18 protein-coding genes are annotated in these 16,102 nt (G+C 72.0%); 13 read left to right on the top strand and 5 right to left on the bottom strand.

Features of this window, described 5'->3' with window-relative positions; translation table 11 throughout:
* Positions 1–623: SpoIID/LytB domain-containing protein (locus BMW85_RS14935; RefSeq protein ID WP_218155783.1), on the top strand; the 623-nt coding region annotated here is incomplete at its 5' end.
* A 45-nt stretch (positions 624–668) separates the two neighbouring features.
* On the opposite strand, the gene BMW85_RS14930 is transcribed toward BMW85_RS14935, so the two are convergent.
* From BMW85_RS14930 to BMW85_RS14920, 3 genes are all read right to left on the bottom strand, one after another.
* The gene (locus BMW85_RS14930; protein WP_143082286.1) at positions 669–1,904 is read right to left on the bottom strand and encodes an NBR1-Ig-like domain-containing protein; all 1,236 of its coding nucleotides are present in this window, start codon (positions 1,902–1,904) and stop codon (positions 669–671) included.
* Between the two features lie 119 nt (positions 1,905–2,023).
* Positions 2,024–2,668 (bottom strand): hypothetical protein, encoded by a 645-nt coding sequence (locus tag BMW85_RS14925; protein ID WP_143082285.1) that lies wholly within the window; start codon positions 2,666–2,668, stop codon positions 2,024–2,026.
* 51 nt (positions 2,669–2,719) lie between these two features.
* A complete protein-coding gene (locus BMW85_RS14920) occupies positions 2,720–3,409 on the bottom strand; it encodes a GntR family transcriptional regulator (RefSeq protein WP_091081613.1) in 690 nt (229 codons plus the stop codon).
* Between the two features lie 215 nt (positions 3,410–3,624).
* Between BMW85_RS14920 and BMW85_RS14915 the strand changes: the two genes are divergently transcribed.
* From BMW85_RS14915 to BMW85_RS14870, 10 genes are read left to right on the top strand one after another with little or no spacing between them, the layout of a single operon-like run.
* Positions 3,625–4,617, top strand: a complete 993-nt coding sequence (locus tag BMW85_RS14915; RefSeq protein ID WP_143082284.1) for an ABC transporter substrate-binding protein — start codon at positions 3,625–3,627, stop codon at positions 4,615–4,617.
* On the top strand, positions 4,614–5,399 hold the full coding sequence (locus BMW85_RS14910; RefSeq protein WP_091081610.1) for an ABC transporter permease: 786 nt from the start codon (positions 4,614–4,616) through the stop codon (positions 5,397–5,399). The genes BMW85_RS14915 and BMW85_RS14910 overlap by 4 nt, the downstream gene beginning before the upstream one ends.
* Positions 5,396–6,160: an ABC transporter permease gene (locus tag BMW85_RS14905; RefSeq protein ID WP_143082283.1), complete on the top strand. Its 765-nt coding sequence runs from the start codon at positions 5,396–5,398 to the stop codon at positions 6,158–6,160. The genes BMW85_RS14910 and BMW85_RS14905 overlap by 4 nt, the downstream gene beginning before the upstream one ends.
* Positions 6,153–6,968, top strand: coding sequence for an ABC transporter ATP-binding protein (locus BMW85_RS14900; protein ID WP_091081607.1), 816 nt, complete (start codon positions 6,153–6,155; stop codon positions 6,966–6,968). The genes BMW85_RS14905 and BMW85_RS14900 overlap by 8 nt, the downstream gene beginning before the upstream one ends.
* Positions 6,965–7,948 carry an ABC transporter substrate-binding protein gene (locus BMW85_RS14895; protein WP_091081605.1) on the top strand — a complete coding sequence of 328 codons (984 nt, stop codon included), beginning with the start codon at positions 6,965–6,967 and terminating at the stop codon, positions 7,946–7,948. Before BMW85_RS14900 ends, BMW85_RS14895 begins: the two co-directional genes overlap by 4 nt.
* Before the next feature lie 19 nt (positions 7,949–7,967).
* Positions 7,968–9,182 (top strand): FAD-dependent monooxygenase, encoded by a 1,215-nt coding sequence (locus tag BMW85_RS14890; protein ID WP_091081604.1) that lies wholly within the window; start codon positions 7,968–7,970, stop codon positions 9,180–9,182.
* 32 nt (positions 9,183–9,214) lie between these two features.
* Complete coding sequence (locus BMW85_RS14885) at positions 9,215–10,024, top strand: SDR family NAD(P)-dependent oxidoreductase (protein ID WP_177240683.1); 810 nt, start codon at positions 9,215–9,217, stop codon at positions 10,022–10,024.
* 42 nt (positions 10,025–10,066) lie between these two features.
* Positions 10,067–10,960, top strand: a complete 894-nt coding sequence (locus tag BMW85_RS14880; protein WP_091081600.1) for a fumarylacetoacetate hydrolase family protein — start codon at positions 10,067–10,069, stop codon at positions 10,958–10,960.
* Between the two features lie 6 nt (positions 10,961–10,966).
* Positions 10,967–12,028, top strand: coding sequence for a maleylacetate reductase (locus BMW85_RS14875; protein WP_091081598.1), 1,062 nt, complete (start codon positions 10,967–10,969; stop codon positions 12,026–12,028).
* Positions 12,025–12,888 (top strand): dioxygenase family protein, encoded by an 864-nt coding sequence (locus tag BMW85_RS14870; protein WP_091081596.1) that lies wholly within the window; start codon positions 12,025–12,027, stop codon positions 12,886–12,888. The genes BMW85_RS14875 and BMW85_RS14870 overlap by 4 nt, the downstream gene beginning before the upstream one ends.
* On the opposite strand, the gene BMW85_RS14865 is transcribed toward BMW85_RS14870, so the two are convergent.
* Positions 12,869–13,078: a response regulator transcription factor gene (locus BMW85_RS14865; protein ID WP_218155782.1), complete on the bottom strand. Its 210-nt coding sequence runs from the start codon at positions 13,076–13,078 to the stop codon at positions 12,869–12,871. The two genes, BMW85_RS14870 and BMW85_RS14865, sit on opposite strands and share 20 nt — an antisense overlap.
* A 243-nt stretch (positions 13,079–13,321) precedes the next feature.
* Between BMW85_RS14865 and BMW85_RS14860 the strand changes: the two genes are divergently transcribed.
* Both BMW85_RS14860 and BMW85_RS14855 read left to right on the top strand, forming a co-directional pair.
* Complete coding sequence (locus tag BMW85_RS14860) at positions 13,322–14,149, top strand: hypothetical protein (protein ID WP_091081592.1); 828 nt, start codon at positions 13,322–13,324, stop codon at positions 14,147–14,149.
* Between the two features lie 87 nt (positions 14,150–14,236).
* Positions 14,237–14,851 carry a helix-turn-helix domain-containing protein gene (locus BMW85_RS14855; protein ID WP_218155781.1) on the top strand — a complete coding sequence of 205 codons (615 nt, stop codon included), beginning with the start codon at positions 14,237–14,239 and terminating at the stop codon, positions 14,849–14,851.
* Here BMW85_RS14855 and kynU read toward each other — a convergent pair.
* Entirely contained in the window at positions 14,848–16,101 is a 1,254-nt protein-coding gene (kynU, locus tag BMW85_RS14850) for a kynureninase (RefSeq protein ID WP_091081590.1), read from the bottom strand. The two genes, BMW85_RS14855 and kynU, sit on opposite strands and share 4 nt — an antisense overlap.
* Position 16,102 lies beyond the last annotated feature (1 nt).

Here is a 16,102-nt window from a genome sequence, read left to right as displayed (position 1 = left end):
ACACCGGCTACGCCGGCAGCTACCAGGACTTCGCCGCCGGCGCCAAGGCCAACCTCAACGCCACGCTGAAGAACCAGAACGCCTCGCACCAGTTCCTGAGCTCCACGGGGCCGACCGGGTGCAAGACCGACGGCACGGACACCAAACTGCCCACGACGATCCTCGTGTACCGCACGTCCCTGGACCGTGTGGAGCGGGTGGACTTCAAGACGTACGTCAAGGACGTCCTGCCCAACGAGTGGGTGTCGAGCTGGCCGGGCGAGTCGCTCAAGGCCGGGGCGCTCGCCGTGAAGAACTTCGGCTGGTACTGGGCGCTGCACTCCAACCGCAAGACGCCGAGCGGTGAGTGCTTCGACGTCTACGACCACACCTCCAGCCAGGTCTACAAGCCCGGCTCGGCGAAGGCGACGACGAGCGCCGCGGTCGACGCGACCTGGGGCACCCGGCTGACCAGGAGCGGGAAGATCTTCCGGGCGCAGTACTGCGCCACGACGACGGCGTGCGGCAACTGGGTCGACGGCGACTGGATGTCGCAGACCGGCTCCCGCGACAAGGCCAACGCGGGCTGGAGCTACTCCAGGATCCTCCAGCACTACTACACGGGCATCACGCTCGGCTCCTGAGCCGCCGCCCCCTAGGTTCCCCGTCGCGTGCCGCGCGGCGGGGAGCTAGCGTGCGTCCACGATGATCTGGAAGTTGATCGGCCGGCTCCCTGGGAACAGGATCGCCCCCGAGGCGTCCACCATCTTGAACCGCACGTAACACAGGCCCGGCTTCCTGGGCGTGGTGACGACGGTCTCGACGTCGACCGTCCCGCCAGGCGGCGTGTCCTTGATCGGCACGTCCGAGATGGTCTGGCACTGATCGGCCTGCTGCGCGAAGTCGAGGCGGCGCAGCGAATAGCCCGTCCACGGCACGGTCCCGGCGTTCTTGAGCCGCCACACCTTGGTCACGGTCTTGCCGGCGTCGACGCGCGCGCAGTCGGGGAGCGTGACGTCCTCGACGAACTGGGCCGCGTCGCCCGGGTGCAGGGGCGGGGCCCAGGGCGGATTGGTCGAGCGTACGGGGCAGTCGGCCGGGGACAGCGCGGCGGCCGACGAGCCCGGCCCGGTGGGGGCCGGGCCGGGCTCGTCGGTCGCGGCGCCGCTGTTGAGCACGGTCACGACGACGACCACCGCCCCGGCGACGACCAGCACCCCCGCCGCCAAGGCGGCGACTCGGGCCGGCCGGGACCGCCCCTTGCCGGGTGGCGGCGCGGGAGGGGGCGGCGGGATGTCGCCCGCGGATGGGGGCGCGGGAGGCGGCGGAGCGTCGCCCGCGGATGCGGGCGGCCGGGTGTCGCCCGTGAAAGAGGGCGGCGGGGCGACGTCCCCGGATGAGGACGGCGGGGCGACGTCCCCGGATGAGGACGGCGGAGCGTCGTCCCCGGATGAGAGCGGCGGGGCGTCGTTCAGGGATGGGGGCGCCTGCGAGGCGAGGGCGAGCCGCTGAGCGCCGAGGTCGGCCGCCGCGGCCGCGAGCCCGGCGGTCGGACGCGCCGCCGCAGCAGTCGGACGCGCCGCCCCCTCGGTCGGGCGCGCCGCTCCGGCGGACGGCTGCTCCGTCAGGCTGTCGGCGCGCGGCGCGGGCTCCCCGGCGGTCGCCGATCGGACCACCCGGTTCGCCTGCTCCCAGCGGTCGCGGTAGGCGGCCGGATCGGCGTCGCACGCCTTGACGAACTCGACGGTGGTCTCCCAGCTCGGGAGCCGGTTGCCTTTCGTGGCCTCGTGGAGCGTCGTGTGGGAAATCGCCCCTGACCGGCCGGACATCTCCCGGTAAGGCGGGTTGCCGACAGCGTTGCGCAATTCTCGCAAGGTCGCCGCGAAGCCCTCGATCGCCTCCGCCCGTGCACGCCTGTCGTCCACCGTGCGAAGGTAACAGCACCCACGGTCCGCCCTCAACCCGAACCGGTATCAGCACGAACGCGGGCCGGCGCTATTCGCGAACCGTGGATGCTCGTCGGTTTTGTGATGAAATCCCGCGCTCACTTGTTCCGGAAGTTCGCCACTTTCTCTTTGAAGGCTTCGGCTCGGTCCCCTTTCAACACCCCGAAGCTCCCGCCTTTCAGCGGGGCGCCCTCGGGAGTGAGGAAGCCCATCTTGGTGAAGCTCTCGGCGGACTGGTCGGTCGCGGCGGTCAGGTCCACCACCCCGCAGTGCGTGAGCCCGACATCCACTATCTGCCAGCCGACCCCGAGGAAGGGGTTCGGCGCGGCGGCCTCATTGACCGCCGGGCGGACGATGTTCCACGGCGCGACGGACGCCTGGTCGATTCTGAGCGATCCTGCGAGTCTGCTCACCACGGCGATGCCTTGGACTTTGCCGTCGTGCTTCGTGACCAGGGAAAGGAGCGTCCCCGCGGGCACGAGATACGGCTTGGTCAGCATCTCTTTGATCGCCGCCAGCTCGTCCTTGCAGTTCTGGTAGACGGGATTGTCGGCGCTGGGGTGAGTCGTGTGATACTGCAGCATCTCGGTGACGGCGGCGGTCAGCTCTTTTCGTATGGGCGGGGAATCACCCATGAATTCGGTGCAGCCCGCCGGGATGCTTTTGAACGGTTTTAATCCCCCCGGCCCGCCCTCTGGTTGCGTGCTCATGAAAACCCCCTCCATCGGCACGAAGGCATTCATCGTACGACTGGGCCAGGATTTGTCCATGGCGGGCGGGTCAGGCGGCTGACGCTAGGAAGTGGTCCGCGTGGCGTCCTTCTGGGCGGCCAGGAGGACTTCCGTGGTGCGGTGGATGTGGTCGGTGAGCTCCTTCTTCGCCCCTTCCACATCCCGTTCCAGCGCGAGCGCGGCGAGCCGCGCGTGCTCGGCGTCCCGTTGCTGGAGTTGCTCGGTGTTGCGCACCGACCAGCAGCGGTAGACCTCGCTGATGTCCCTGAGCCGTTCGGCGACCTCGCGCAGCCGCAGGTTGGGGCAGCCCTCCAGGAGGACCTGGTGGAAGCGGCGGTGGGCGTGCAGCCAGTCGGTGTTGATCTCGCCGTCGTCGCGGATCGTGGAGAGCTGGCTCAGCCGGTGGTGCGCGGCCACCACGGACGACTCCCAGTCGAGGTCGCCGTCCCTGATGGACTGGGCCAGGACCTGTGTCTCGATGGCGGCCCGGGCCTCGGTGAGGTGGACGAGGTCCTGAACGCTGACCTCGACGACGCGGTAGCCGATCTGCGGCACCACGGTCACCAGGCCCTGCTCGACGAGGCGCGGCAGCACCTCGCGCAGCACGCCGGTGCTCGCCTGGTAGCGGGCTCCGAGGTCCGCGAAGCCCAGGGGTGAGCCGGGGACCAGGTAGCCGTTGAGGATGTCGTTGCGCAGGGCACGGAGGATGACTTCCCCCCGTGTGGGGCGCGTCGGTTCGCGTCTCTGTGACACACGAGGAGCGTAGCACCAAGGATCGGTCAAGACTCGGAGATCGTAGGAAATTTTCGAAATCTCTTGACTTCCTCCTACCTCGTGCTCGAAGTTACGAACATGTCCGGTTTCGGACAACGCACCAAATGAGCACGTGAGAAGTGAGACCCGAACTCCTGTTCGACAGGGGGCCGTAGCGGTGTGAGGGCGCGACTTACCGTGAGAAAGGAAGCGGCGTGGTTGCTTTGGGTAAGGGCAGAAGCCGGGCGGCCGTCCTGGGCGTGGTGGCACTCGCCTGCACCGTCGGGCTGTCGGCGTGCGGCGGCTCGGGTGGCTCTGGCGGGTCCGGAGACTCCGGCGGGTCCGGGGAGTCCGGCACGACGGCGATGAAGGTGGGCGTGACGCCGGTCGGCGACTTCGCGCCGATCTACTACGCCAAGGAAAAGGGGATCTTCGCGAAGAACGGGCTGGACGTCACGATCGATCCCAAGGGCGCCTCCGAGGTGCCGCCGCTCATCTCCGGCAGCTACCAGGCCGTGTCGATGGCGTGGGCCACGTTCATCCAGGCCAGCGCGCAGGGCGTGCCGCTGCGGGCGATCTTCCCCGGCATCAACGGCGCCGCCGACACCCAGACCGGCATCTACGTGATGCCGTCCAGCGGGATCTCCTCCGTCAAGGACCTGGAGGGCAAGAACGTCGCCATCAACCAGCCGAAGGCCAACTTCGAGCTGAACTCGCGGGTGGCGCTCCAGGAAGCCGGCGTGGACGTGGACAAGGTGCAGTTCCAGGTGCTGCCGCTGGCCACGATGGCGGACGCGCTGGTGGCGGGCAAGGTGGACGCCGCCTACCTGGTGCCGCCGTTCTCCGTCCAGGCCGAGGACAAGAAGGCGAAGCTGCTGCTCGACCCGTACGCGGGCCGCCTGGCCGGCTCCCCCATCGCCGGCTACGTCATGAGCGAGGCGTTCGTCAAGCAGAACCCGAAGGCGGTGGCCGCGTTCAAGGCGTCGATGGCCGAGGCCGCCGAGCAGCTCAACACCAGCAAGTCCTACCGGGACTTCGTCACCACCTACACCAAGCTCACGCCCGAGCTGGCCGCGAAGGTGCCGGCCTACGAGTTCCCGACCGCCATCGACGTCGAGAAGCTGCAGGCCGTGGCCGATCTCATGGCGGAGGCCGGGTTCGCGACCAAGAAGGTGGACATCTCACAGCTCCTGGTGGACGACAAGTGAGATCCGTACTCACCTGGCGGCGCCTTCCGGGCTGGCGGCAGCTCCTGTCGATCCTCGTGACGTTGCTGCTCGTGCAGGCGTTGAGCGTGACCGGGCTGCTCAGCAGGGACAGCTTCCCGCTGCCCTCGGAGGTGCTGGTGCGGCTCGGCGAGCTGGTCACCGGGGCCGGTTTCTGGGTGAGCGTCGGTGACAGCCTCGGCCAGGCGATGCTGGGCCTGGCGCTCGGCACGGCGGTCGCGGTGCCGCTGGGACTGCTGCTCGGCCGGTTCGCGCCGGCCGAGCAGGCCGTACGGCCGATCATCGAGTTCCTGCGGCCGATCCCCTCGATCGCGCTGCTGCCGCTCGTCATCCTGACCGCCGGCGTCGGCATGAGCGGCTCGGTGATCCTCACCGGCCTGTCCAGCCTGTGGATGGTGCTCGTGCTCGCCATCCGCGGCGCCCGCGCGACCGACCCGGTGGCGGAGCAGACGCTGGTGTCGTTCGGGGTGCCGCCGCTGGCGCGGGTCTGGCGGCTGGTGCTGCCGAGCGCGCTGCCGTTCATCCTGACCGGCATCCGCATCGCCGCCTCGGTCGCGCTGGTCGTGGCCATCACGGTGGAGCTGCTCGGCGGCATGCCGGGCCTCGGCAAGGACGTGCAGGCGTCGCTGCAGAACGGCGACAAGGCCGGCGTCTACGCCTACACGATCGCGGCCGGACTGCTCGGCCTGCTGGTCAACTTCGTGTTCGTGCCGATCGAGGACCGGCTGCTGTCGTGGCACTCCTCGCGGAGGGCCGCCCGATGAAGCGTCTGATGTACGGGGTCGTGGTGCCCGCGCTGGTCACGCTGGCCGTCGCCGGGCTGTGGTGGGTGCTCAGCGCCTCCTCCACGTCGCTGTTCTTCCCGCCGCTCCGCGACATCCTGTCCGCGTTCGCGACGAACTGGCTCTCCGCGGACTTCGCGTCGATGGTGCTGCCCAGCCTGTGGCGGGTGGGCCTCGGCATGCTCATCGGGATCGTGGCGGGCGTCGGGGTGGGCGCGGCCATCGGGTCCGTACGCCGCGCGGAGCCGTACGTGAAGCCGCAGCTCGAGTTCATGCGGGCGCTGCCGCCCATCCTGATACTCCCGCCGATGATCCTGGTGCTCGGCACCGGCGACGGCATGAAGATCGGCGTCATCGCCGCCTCCGCGGTGTGGCCGATCCTGCTGGCCACCGTGGACGGCGTGCGCTCGCTGGAGCCGGTGCGCGACGACATGGGCCGCGTCTTCGGCCTGCCCTGGCGGGCCAGGTTCCGCTGGATGATCCTGCCGACCGCCGTCCCGCACATCTGGAGCGGCGTACGGGCCGCGCTGCCCATCGCGTTCGTGGTGATGGTGGCCTCCGAGTACTACTCCAGCGTCAACGGCATCGGCTACTTCGTCTCCCAGACCTCCACGAGCTTCCGCCTGGCGGACATGTGGTCGGCGGTCGTCCTGCTCGGCCTGATCGGCGTGGTGCTGAACACGCTGGTCGCCGTGGCGGGCCGCCGGCTCGACAAGAAATTCGGTGAGAACGCACATGACTGAGACGGCAGGGCTGAGCCGGACCTCCCCGAGCAGCCCCGACAAGGACGACCGCGTCGCGATCCTGGAGGTCGACGGCCTGCGCAAGAGCTACGGCAGCGAGCTGGTCCTGGAGGACATCACGCTGCGCATCTTCGAGGGCGAGCTGGTGTCCATCGTCGGCCCCTCGGGCTGCGGCAAGACCACGATGCTGCGCTGCCTGTCCGGGCTGCTGCCGCACGAGGGCGGCACGGTGCGGATCGCCGGGGAGGAGGTCACCGGCCCGCCCGACACCCTCGGGCTGGTCTTCCAGGACTACAGCCGCTCGCTGCTGCCGTGGCTGAGCGTGGCCGACAACGTCCGGCTGCCGCTGCGCTACAAGCCGATCTCCAAGAAGGAGGCCGAGGAGCGTACGGCCGAGGCGCTGGAGTCGGTCGGCCTGGCCGCGCACACGCGCAAGAAGCCGTGGCAGCTCTCCGGCGGCATGCAGCAGCGCGTGGCGATCGCCCGCGCGCTGGCCTACCACCCTCGGCTGCTGCTGATGGACGAGCCGTTCGCCTCCGTGGACGCGCAGACCCGGGTCGAGCTGGAGGACCTCACGCTGCGGCTGTGGGCGGAGCGGGACATGACGATCGCGTTCGTCACGCACGACATCGACGAGGCCATCTACCTGGGCGGCCGGATCGTGGTGCTGACGCGGACGCCGACCACCATCCGCGAGGTCATGCCGGTGGACCTGCCGCGGCCCCGCGACCAGATCGCGACCAAGGCGCTGGACGAGTTCGGCCGGCTGCGCGCCTCGGTGTTCACCGCTCTGGGGCACCACCAGTGAGCCGGCTCACGCTGTCGCTGGCGTGCGGCGACTACGAGATCACCCGCGCCCTCGCGGACGGGCAGGTCCGGCCGGACGGCATCGACCTGCACGTGCTCACGTCCGACAAGGAGCGGATCTTCCGGCTGGACCGGCGGTCCGAGTGCGACGTCGCCGAGTTCAACGTGGTGCAGTACCTGCGGGCCAGGGAGCGCGGCGAGCCGCTGACCGCGATCCCGGTGTTCCCGCACCGCCGCTTCCGGCACGGCTCGATCTTCGTGAACACCGCGAGCGGCATCCGCACCGTCGCCGACCTGGAGGGCCGCGCGGTCGGCATCGGCGGGTACGAGCCCGCCGCCGCCGTGTGGATCCGCGGCATCCTCCAGGACGAGCACGGCCTGAACCTGGACAAGGTGGACTGGCAGGACGTCTTCGGCACCTTCGGCCGCCTCCCCGACGGCCAGGACGCGCCCCTGCTCCCGACGGACAGCGCGGCCCGGCACCGCATCGACGACCTGCTGACCACGGGCGGCGTGAGCGCCACCGTGTCGGCCTACAACCCGCCGTCGTTCCTCGCCGGCGACCCGGCGGTGGCGCGGCTGTTCCCCGACTTCCCCCGGGTCGAGCGGGAGTACTACGCGCGGACCGGCGTGTTCCCCGTCATGCACGTGGTCACGATCAGGCAGGAGGTCGTCGACCGGCATCCTTGGGTCCCGGCCAGCCTGACGGCGGCCTTCACCGCCGCCCGCCGGGCCGCCATGGAGCGGCTGCGCAACCCGCGTACGCTGCCGCTGGCCTTCGTCCAGGACGTGTGGCGGGAGCAGGACGAGCTCATGGGCCGCGACCCGTGGCAGTACGGCCTGACCCCGGCGAACGTGCGCGCCATGGAGCTGATCGTGCGCTACGCCCGCGAGCAGGGCATCACGACCGGCGACCCCTCGGTGGCCTCGCTGTTCACCCCCGTGGACGCCGAGCCCAGCGGCGAGACCACGATCATCTGAAGGGAGCGGAGACATCACCATGCAAGCGATCGTCATCGGCGCGGGCATCGGCGGGCTCGCCGCGGCCGTGGCGCTGCGGCGGGCCGGGGCCGGCGTCACCGTGCTGGAGCAGTCGCCGCGGATCAACGAGGTCGGGGCCGGGATCGGTCTCGGGCCGAACGCGGTCGGCGCGCTCACGGCCCTCGGGCTCGCGCCCCGGCTGGCCGCGGACGTCGCGCTCCCGACCTGGACCACCCGGCGGCGCTGGCAGGACGGGCGCGAGCTGTTCAAGGCTCCGCTCGCCGGGACCGTGGAGGAGACGTACGGTCACCCGTTCTGGTTCGCGCACCGCGGCGACCTCCAGCGGGCGCTGCTCGACGCGGCGCGGGACCCGGCGGAGCCGGGCAGGCCCGTGGAGGTGCTGCTGGGCCGGCGCATCGCCGACGTGGACCCGGAGACGGGCACGGTCACGGCCACGGACGGGGAACGGTTCACGGCCGATGCGGTCGTGGCCGCGGACGGCATCCGCTCCGTCGTCCGCAGGCGGCTCTTCGACGCGGCCGAGCCCGAGTACGCCGGGCACAGCGGGTTCCGCACCCAGGTCCCGTCCGAGCGGCTGCTTGACGATCCCGAGCTGGCGGAGTTCGTCGAGCGCAACGGCTTCGAGTCGTGGCTGGGCCCGCGCGCGCACGTCGTGCACTGCCCCTTCCGGCGCGGCTCGATGATCAACATCACCGCCTGCATCGAGGCCCCTGCCATCGCCTCCGGCGCCACCGCGGCCCCCGTCGAGCTGGAGGAGACCCTGGCCCACCTCGACGGCTGGCACGAGCCGCTGCGCCGACTGATCACCAAGGGCAACGGGGTGACCCGCTACGACATCTACACCCAGCCCGCGCTGGAGACCTGGCACACCGGGCGGGTGACCCTGCTCGGCGACGCCTGCCATCCGATGCTGCCCTACCTCGGGCAGGGCGCCGCCCAGGCCATCGAGGACGGGCACGCGCTCGGCGCGGCCTTCGCCGCCCGCCAGGAGCCGGAGGAGGCGTTCCGCGCCTTCGAGTCGCTGCGGGTCCGGCGGGCCAACCGGGTGCAGGCGCTGTCGGCCGCCAACGCGACGACCTTCCACCTGCCCGACGGGCCCGAGCAGCGCGAACGCGACAGGGCCGTCGCCCAGGGCGCGACCGACTCCCAGGTCAGCGCGTGGTTGTGGCAGTACCAGGCCCCCGACAGGGAACTCGCGGCCGTCCCCGAATGAAGCCGGCACCGACAAGAGAGCACGAGGAACAGATGGACATCGCGCAAGCCTTCGACTTCACCGGTTACAAGGTGGTCCTGATCGGCACCGGCATCGGCGTCAACGGCCCCGAGGACGTCGCCTCCTCCTCCGCCGCCGCCTTCACCCGGTGCGGCGCCGAGGTCCTGGTGGCCCAGGCCACGAAGGAGGCCGCCGAGGCCACCGCGGAGGCGATCCGCGAGGCCGGCGGCGAGCCCCGCGTCGTGGTCCACGACCCGCGCGACCCGTACGGCCCCCAGCGGCTCGCGGCCGACCTGCCCGAGGGGTGGGACACCGTGGACACCCTGGTCACCCACCACTTCGCCAACGACTTCGGCCGCTTCCCCGACCTGTCGATCGAGCAGTTCGAGGAGACCGTGCGGATCAACCTGACCGGCGTCTACGCCGCCTCCCAGGCGTTCCTGCCGCACCTGAAGCGGTCCTCGCGGGCGTCGATGGTGCACGCCGGGTCGATCGACGGCACCTACGGCAACCCGAACGTCGTCAGCTACTCCGCCTCCAAGGGCGCCGTGCACAGCCTGGTGCACGTCCTCGCCGCCGAGCTGGCCTCCTCGGGCATCCGCGTCAACGGCATCTCGCGGGCCGGCTCGTCGGCCATGCCGCTGAAGACCGACATCGTCGCCGAGCTCGGACGGGCCACGCCGCTCCGCCCGGTGGCCGAGCCCGACGAGTACGCCGCCGCCGTGCTCTACCTCGCCTCGCGGGCGGCCAGTTACGTCACCGGCGTCCTGCTGCCGGTGGACGGCGGGCGGACCGCGGCGACGCCCGGCTGCTCCCCCGGGTACACCGGATACCGGCACTGACGCCGTACGTCCACGAGCTTCCTTCTGAAGGGTTTGAGTCTGTTGCGCATCGCCAACGTCGACGGACGGGCGTCGATCATCGTCGACGACTCCGCGTACGTCGACATCGCCGAGCAGTCGTCGGGCCGGTTCGGGCCGGATCCGCGGTCGGTCCTGGAGGACTGGGCGGCGTTCCGGGAGTGGAGTGAGAACGCCGAGCTGGGGGCGGGCCGGCCGCTCGATCCCGCGCTGCTGCGCGCGCCGGTGGACGAGCCCCGCCAGGTGTTCGCCATCGGCATGAACTACCTGGACCACGCCGACGAGATCGGCAGCGAGCCGCCGCAGTCGCCGAGCGTCTTCACCAAGTACCTGTCGTGCCTGAGCGGGCCGTACGAGCCGATCAGGCTGATCGACGGCTCCTGCGACTGGGAGGTCGAGGTCGTCGCGGTCGTCGGCAGGCACGCCTACCAGGTGCCCGCCGAGCGGGGATGGGACCACGTCGCGGGCCTCACCGTGGGTCAGGACATCTCGGAGCGCTCGCGGCAGACCGCGGGCCCCATGCCGCAGTTCAGCCTGGCGAAGTCGTTCCCCACGTTCGGTCCCATCGGGCCGTGGCTGGTCGCCGCGGACAGCCTGCCCGACCGCGACCGGCTGACGCTCGGCTGCTCGGTCAACGGCGAGATCGTGCAGAGCGGCAGCACCGCCGACCTCGTCTTCTCCATCCCTGAGCTGATCTCCAGGCTGTCCCACACGCTGCCGCTCATGCCGGGTGACCTGATCTTCACCGGCACCCCCGCCGGGGTGGGCGCGGGCCGCAGCCCGCAGCGGTTCCTGCAGCCCGGCGACGTGGTGGAGTCCTGGGTGGGGGGCATCGGGCGCATGCGCAACGTGTGCGTCGCCGAAGCCGGCGCGGCGGCGGCTCCGGTCGTCGCGGCCGGGCGCGAGCCGGTCAGGTAGCCGGGGGTGCGCGCGTTCGAGTGCGACGACGGCGGCCTGCGGGTGGTGTTCGGCACGGGCACGCTGGCCCGGCTCCGCGAGGAGCTCGACCGGCTCGGCGGCCGGCGGGCGCTGGTGCTGTCCACGCCTAGGCGCGGCGAGCTCGTCTCCCGCGTCGTGGCCGGGCTGGGCGGGGCCGCCGCCGGGGTGTTCGATGGTGCTGTCATGCACACGCCCGTGGAGGTGACCGAGGCCGGGCTGGCGCGGGCCGCCGAGCTCGGCGCCGACTCGGTGGTGTCGGCCGGCGGCGGGACGACGACCGGTCTCGGGAAGGCGGTCGCGCACCGGCTCGGCGTGCCGCACGTCGTGCTGCCGACGACGTACGCGGGGTCCGAGGTCACGCCCGTGCTCGGGGAGACCTCCGGGGGACGGAAGACGACGACGACCGACCCCGCGATCCGGCCCGACACCGTGATCTACGACGTGTCGCTGACCATGGGGCTGCCCTGGCCGGTGACGGTCACCAGCGCCGTCAACTCGATGGCGCACGCCGTGGAGGCGCTGTACGCGCCCGGCCGGACCGGCGCGACCGACCGGATGGCGACCGGCTCGATCGCCGCGCTGGCCACCGGCCTGCGGCGGCTGCCCGGCGACCCCGAGGAGGCGCGGGCCGAGCTGTTGTACGGCGCCTACCTGGCCGGGCTCTGCCTCGGCGCGGTCGGGATGGGGCTGCACCACAAGCTGTGCCACACGCTCGGCGGCTCCTTCGGCCTGCCGCACGCGCCCCTGCACACCGTGGTGCTGCCGTACGCGATGGACTACAACGCGCCCGCCGCGCCGGACGCGATGCGGGCCGTGGCGGGCGCCCTCGGCGTGGCGGACGCCCCGGCCGGGCTGCAGCGGTTCGCCCGTTCCCTGGGCGCGCCCGCCGACCTGGCCGGGCTCGGGTTCGACGCGGCCGACGTGGACCGGGCGGCCGGACTCGCGACCGAGCGGCCCTACCCCAACCCCCGCCCGGTCACCCGCGACGGCGTCGCGGACCTGCTGCGCCGGGCGCTCACCGGGCAAATGATCGGAGGACCACGATGACCACGACCCCCGACCCGGCGGTCGAGCAGGCGGCGGACGAGCTCACCCGTACGGTGCTGGCGAGCTTCGAGGGCGCGCCGGAGCGGCTGCGTACGCTCGCCCAGGGCCTCGTCTCCCACCTGCACGCCTTCGTGCGCGAGAACGACGTCACCGACGAGGAGTGGCGCCACGCGATCGGCTTCCTCACCAGGACCGGGCACATCACCAGCGACGTCCGGCAGGAGTTCATCCTGCTCTCGGACGTCCTCGGCGTGAGCAGCCTGGTCGACATCCTCGGCAACGCCCGCGCCGCCGGGGCCACGCCGTCGGCCGTGCTCGGCCCCTTCTACGTCGAGGGCCCGCCGGAGCTGCCGCAGGGCGCCGACGTCTCCTGCGGACTCGACGGCGAGCCGGTCCTGGCGGACATCACGATCACCGACACCGCGGGCGTCCCCGTCGCCGACGCCGTGGTGGACGTGTGGCAGGCGAATAAGGACGGCTACTACGACGTCCAGCTCCCGGACCAGGAAGGGCCGGTGCTGCGGGGGCGGCTGCGCACCGACGCCGCCGGGCGGCTGACGTTCTGGACGATCCTGCCGGCGCCGTACCCGATCCCGGACGACGGGCCGGTGGGCGAGCTGCTGGCCGCCGCCGGACGCCACTCGATGCGCGCCCCGCACCTGCATTTCATGATCGCGGCCCCCGGGCGGCGCACGCTGGTCACCCAGCTCTTCGTCGAGGGCGGCGACTATCTCGACTCCGACGCCGTGTTCGGCGTCAAGGAGCCCATCATCGTGCCCTTCCCCGAGCAGGACGGACCCGCGCCCGACGGGCGGCCGGGGCCGTGGCGGCGGGTGGAGTTCACCTTCCGGCTGGCCTGACGGCCTCGGCCTGCTCCGCGGGGAGCAGGCCGAGGGCTCGTGCCTTGTTGAGCGCGGTGACCCGGTCGTGCACGCCGAGTTTGCGGTAGAGATTCTCCTTGTGCTTGATCGCGGTCCTCTCCGCGATCCTGAGCCTGCTGCCGATGGCGTGCGCGGTCAGCCCTTCGCCGAGAAGCGCCAGGACCGCCATTTCTCGGGGGGTTATTCCGTATTCTGAGGGATCGCCGATTTTCGGGAGGTTCATGGCGACTTTCTGCTGCTCGGGGGGCTCTTCACCACCAAGTTTGCGGCAACGGGCCGCCGTTTCGCAGGCCGAACAGGAACAGCGCGGAAAAGGCACTACGAACTTCTTCGTATATCGGGTCCGGCCTCTTTCCTGGGACACTGTGGTCCGCTTTCAACGGGCACGGATTCCGGCGTACGGAGGTCGTGGGTGGACACCGCGGAGAAGCCGGCGCACGCGTCGGGAGAGCAGGACGGCGGGCCCGGCCGGGGCGCCGTCCGCCGGGCCACCGCGCTGGCGGGGCTCGGGTCGGTCGCCGACGTGGCGGCGGTCGCGCAACTGCTCACCACCGAGTCGCGGCAAGGGGTGCTGGTCGCCGGGCTGCTGTCGGTGGTCACCGGGACGCTGGGGCTGATCCAGCTCTACGGGCAGCCCATACGCAAGCGGGCCCTGGTGATGGTCGCGCTGATCGCCGTGGGCGCGGGGCTGGTGGGCGCGATGGCTCAGCGCTACTACGCCGACGCGACCGCCGCTCCCCCTCCGCAGCCCGCAGACGTCGCCGCGAACCCGGCCATCACGCCGCCCCGGTCCACACCACCGCCCTCACCGTCTCCCTCGCTTTCCCCTTCCCCCTCCGCCTCCCCCTCGCCCTCCGCAGGGGAGAAGATCCGCGAGGCGGAGGCGACGCTGCACGACCAGGACTACCTCGACGTCGAGTCCGGCCGCATCGGCACGGTCGTGCCCGGGGAGAGCGACCTCTGGTACGTCAGCCCCTACCGCTCCCTGTGGACGGCCGGCGGCGGCGAATACCCGATCACACCCGTCGACGCCCGCCCCGACGCCGAAGCCTGCGCGCGGGCCCTGGCCGCCCGGGACTACGACCAGGTGGAGGTGGGCAAGCTGTCGCCCGGCGACTGGGCCTGCGCCCGGACCGCCGAGGGCAACCTGGTGGGCATCCGGTTCCCCGCCATCCCCGCGAACGGCGACGCGCCGCTCAGGATCTCCTACGTCGTCTGGCACGCCACCCCGGCCGGGTGACGCCGCCGACCTCGAAGTTGGCCGGGGGACGTTGCGTGAAATATGTTCATGCTGCTGAACAACCCCCCGACTGACATGGAGGTCCCGGTGGCAGCGTCGGAGGACCGGCGCGCGGACGAGCCCCGGCAGGAGCTCGTGGGCGCGCGGATGCGCGAGTTCCGCAAGGAGCGCGGGATGACGCTCCGCGACCTGGCGTCCAGGTCGGGGCTGTCGATCGGGTTCCTGTCCCAGGTGGAGCGCGGGATCTCGACGATCGGGCTGGTGGCGCTGAACAGCGTCGCGGCGGCACTCGAACGGGGGGTGTCGGAGTTCTTCGACGATTCCCCCGGCCGCCAGCCGGGGCGCGACGCCGACCGGCTGCCGACCCATTTCACGCTCACCCGGGCGGAGACGGCGGCCACCGAGTACGTGTCCGGCGCGCAGACGTACCGCATGTTGTCCGCGCGCGGCCCCAGCCTGGTGCTGGAGCCGCTGCTGGTGCACATCGCGCCGGGCGGGCGGCGGGAGCCCGCGTACGGGCACGCCGGCGAGGAGTTCGCGTACGTGCTGAGCGGCGAGCTGCTGTACGAGGTGGACGGCGTGGAGCACCGGCTCTACCCCGGCGACAGCGTGCATCTGCGCTCGACGGTGCCGCACGGCATGTACAACGACACCGACCAGGTGACCACCGTGGTGTCGGTGGTCACCCCGCGGCTCTTCTAGACCGACTCGGCGGCGAGGGCCTGGGCGGCCCGCCAGCAGTCGTGGTACGTCGAGTACAGCGGCACCGGGGCGAAGCGGATCACGTCCGGGTTGCGCACGTCGGCGAGCACCCCGTGCCGGGCGTGCAGCCGCCCGGCCAGCCCGGCCGCGTCGCCGGCGGCCACCCGCACCGAGAGCTGGGCTCCGCGCCGCGCCGGGTCGGACGGCGTGATCAGCTCGATCGGGCCGCCGCTCATCGGGGCGAGCAGCGACTCCAGGTAGCCGGTGAGCCGGCGGCTGCGGGCGGAGAGCTCGGCCATCCCGGCCTTGGCGTGCACGGCGAGCGCGGCCCGCAGCGCGGCCAGGCCGAGGATGGGCGGCGTGGAGACCTGCCAGGCGTCGGCGGCGGGCACGTGGTCGCGGTCGGGGCGCATCTCGAAGCGGACCCGCTCGTCGGTGCCCCACCAGCCGGTCAGGCGCGGCAGGGCGGGGTCCGCGCCGCCGCTCAGGTGGCGGGCGTGCACGAAGCAGGCCCCGGGGGCTCCGGGGCCGCCGTTGAGGTACTTGTACGTGCACCAGACCGCGAAGTCGGCGTTCCAGTCGTGCAGGGAGAGAGGGACGTTCCCCGCGGCGTGCGCGAGATCCCAGCCGGCCACGGCTCCCGCCTCGTGCGCGGCCGCGGTGATGCCGGGGATGTCCAGCAGTTCGCCCGTGAGGTAGTTGATCCCGCCGAGCAGGACCAGGGCGACCGTGCCGCCCTCGGCCGCCAGGTAGGCCGGGATGTCGGCGGCGGGCAGCCGGACGACGGCGCGAGCCGGGTCCAGCCCGTGCCAGGCGGCCTGCCCGGCGACCGCGTAGGAGTCGGAAGGGAAGGCCGTGTCCTCGATGAGGATCCGGACGCGCTCCCCCTCCGGGCGGTAGAACGTGGCCATCAGCAGGTGCAGGTTGACCGTGAGGGCGTTCATGACCACGGTCTCCTCGGGACGCGCGCCCACCAGGGCGGCCATGTCCTCGCGGAGCAGCGCCGGGTAGGTCACCCACGGCCGTTCGGCGGCGAACCACGCCTCGACGGCCTGGCCGGACCACTCGGCCAGCTCGGCCTGGACGGCCGCGGCGGCGTCCCTCGGCTGCAGGCCCAGGGAGTTGCCGGCGAAGTAGGCGGTCTCCGGGTAGGGGGCGCCGGCCGGGGCCGGCGGGATCAGGAACTCCGCGCGGCGGCCGGGATCGGCGGCGTCGGCGGCCAGGGCGTCCTGCTCGGGGTGGGTGTTCACG

The organism is Nonomuraea wenchangensis, assembly GCF_900111685.1.
Taxonomy (GTDB): domain Bacteria; phylum Actinomycetota; class Actinomycetes; order Streptosporangiales; family Streptosporangiaceae; genus Nonomuraea; species Nonomuraea wenchangensis.
The sequence above is the reverse complement of the archived record's forward strand: the minus strand, read 5'-3'. Positions and strand labels throughout refer to the sequence as shown.

Excerpts from the sequence above, each read along its gene's own strand:
- BMW85_RS14925 (WP_143082285.1), bottom strand. The coding sequence starts at position 2,668 with ATGAATGCCTTCGTGCCGATGGAGGGGGTTTTCATGAGCACGCAACCA.
- BMW85_RS14905 (WP_143082283.1), top strand. The coding sequence starts at position 5,396 with ATGAAGCGTCTGATGTACGGGGTCGTGGTGCCCGCGCTGGTCACGCTG.
- BMW85_RS14900 (WP_091081607.1), top strand. The coding sequence starts at position 6,153 with ATGACTGAGACGGCAGGGCTGAGCCGGACCTCCCCGAGCAGCCCCGAC.
- BMW85_RS14890 (WP_091081604.1), top strand. The coding sequence starts at position 7,968 with ATGCAAGCGATCGTCATCGGCGCGGGCATCGGCGGGCTCGCCGCGGCC.
- BMW85_RS14885 (WP_177240683.1), top strand. The coding sequence starts at position 9,215 with ATGGACATCGCGCAAGCCTTCGACTTCACCGGTTACAAGGTGGTCCTG.
- BMW85_RS14870 (WP_091081596.1), top strand. The coding sequence starts at position 12,025 with ATGACCACGACCCCCGACCCGGCGGTCGAGCAGGCGGCGGACGAGCTC.
- BMW85_RS14865 (WP_218155782.1), bottom strand. The coding sequence starts at position 13,078 with ATGGCGGTCCTGGCGCTTCTCGGCGAAGGGCTGACCGCGCACGCCATC.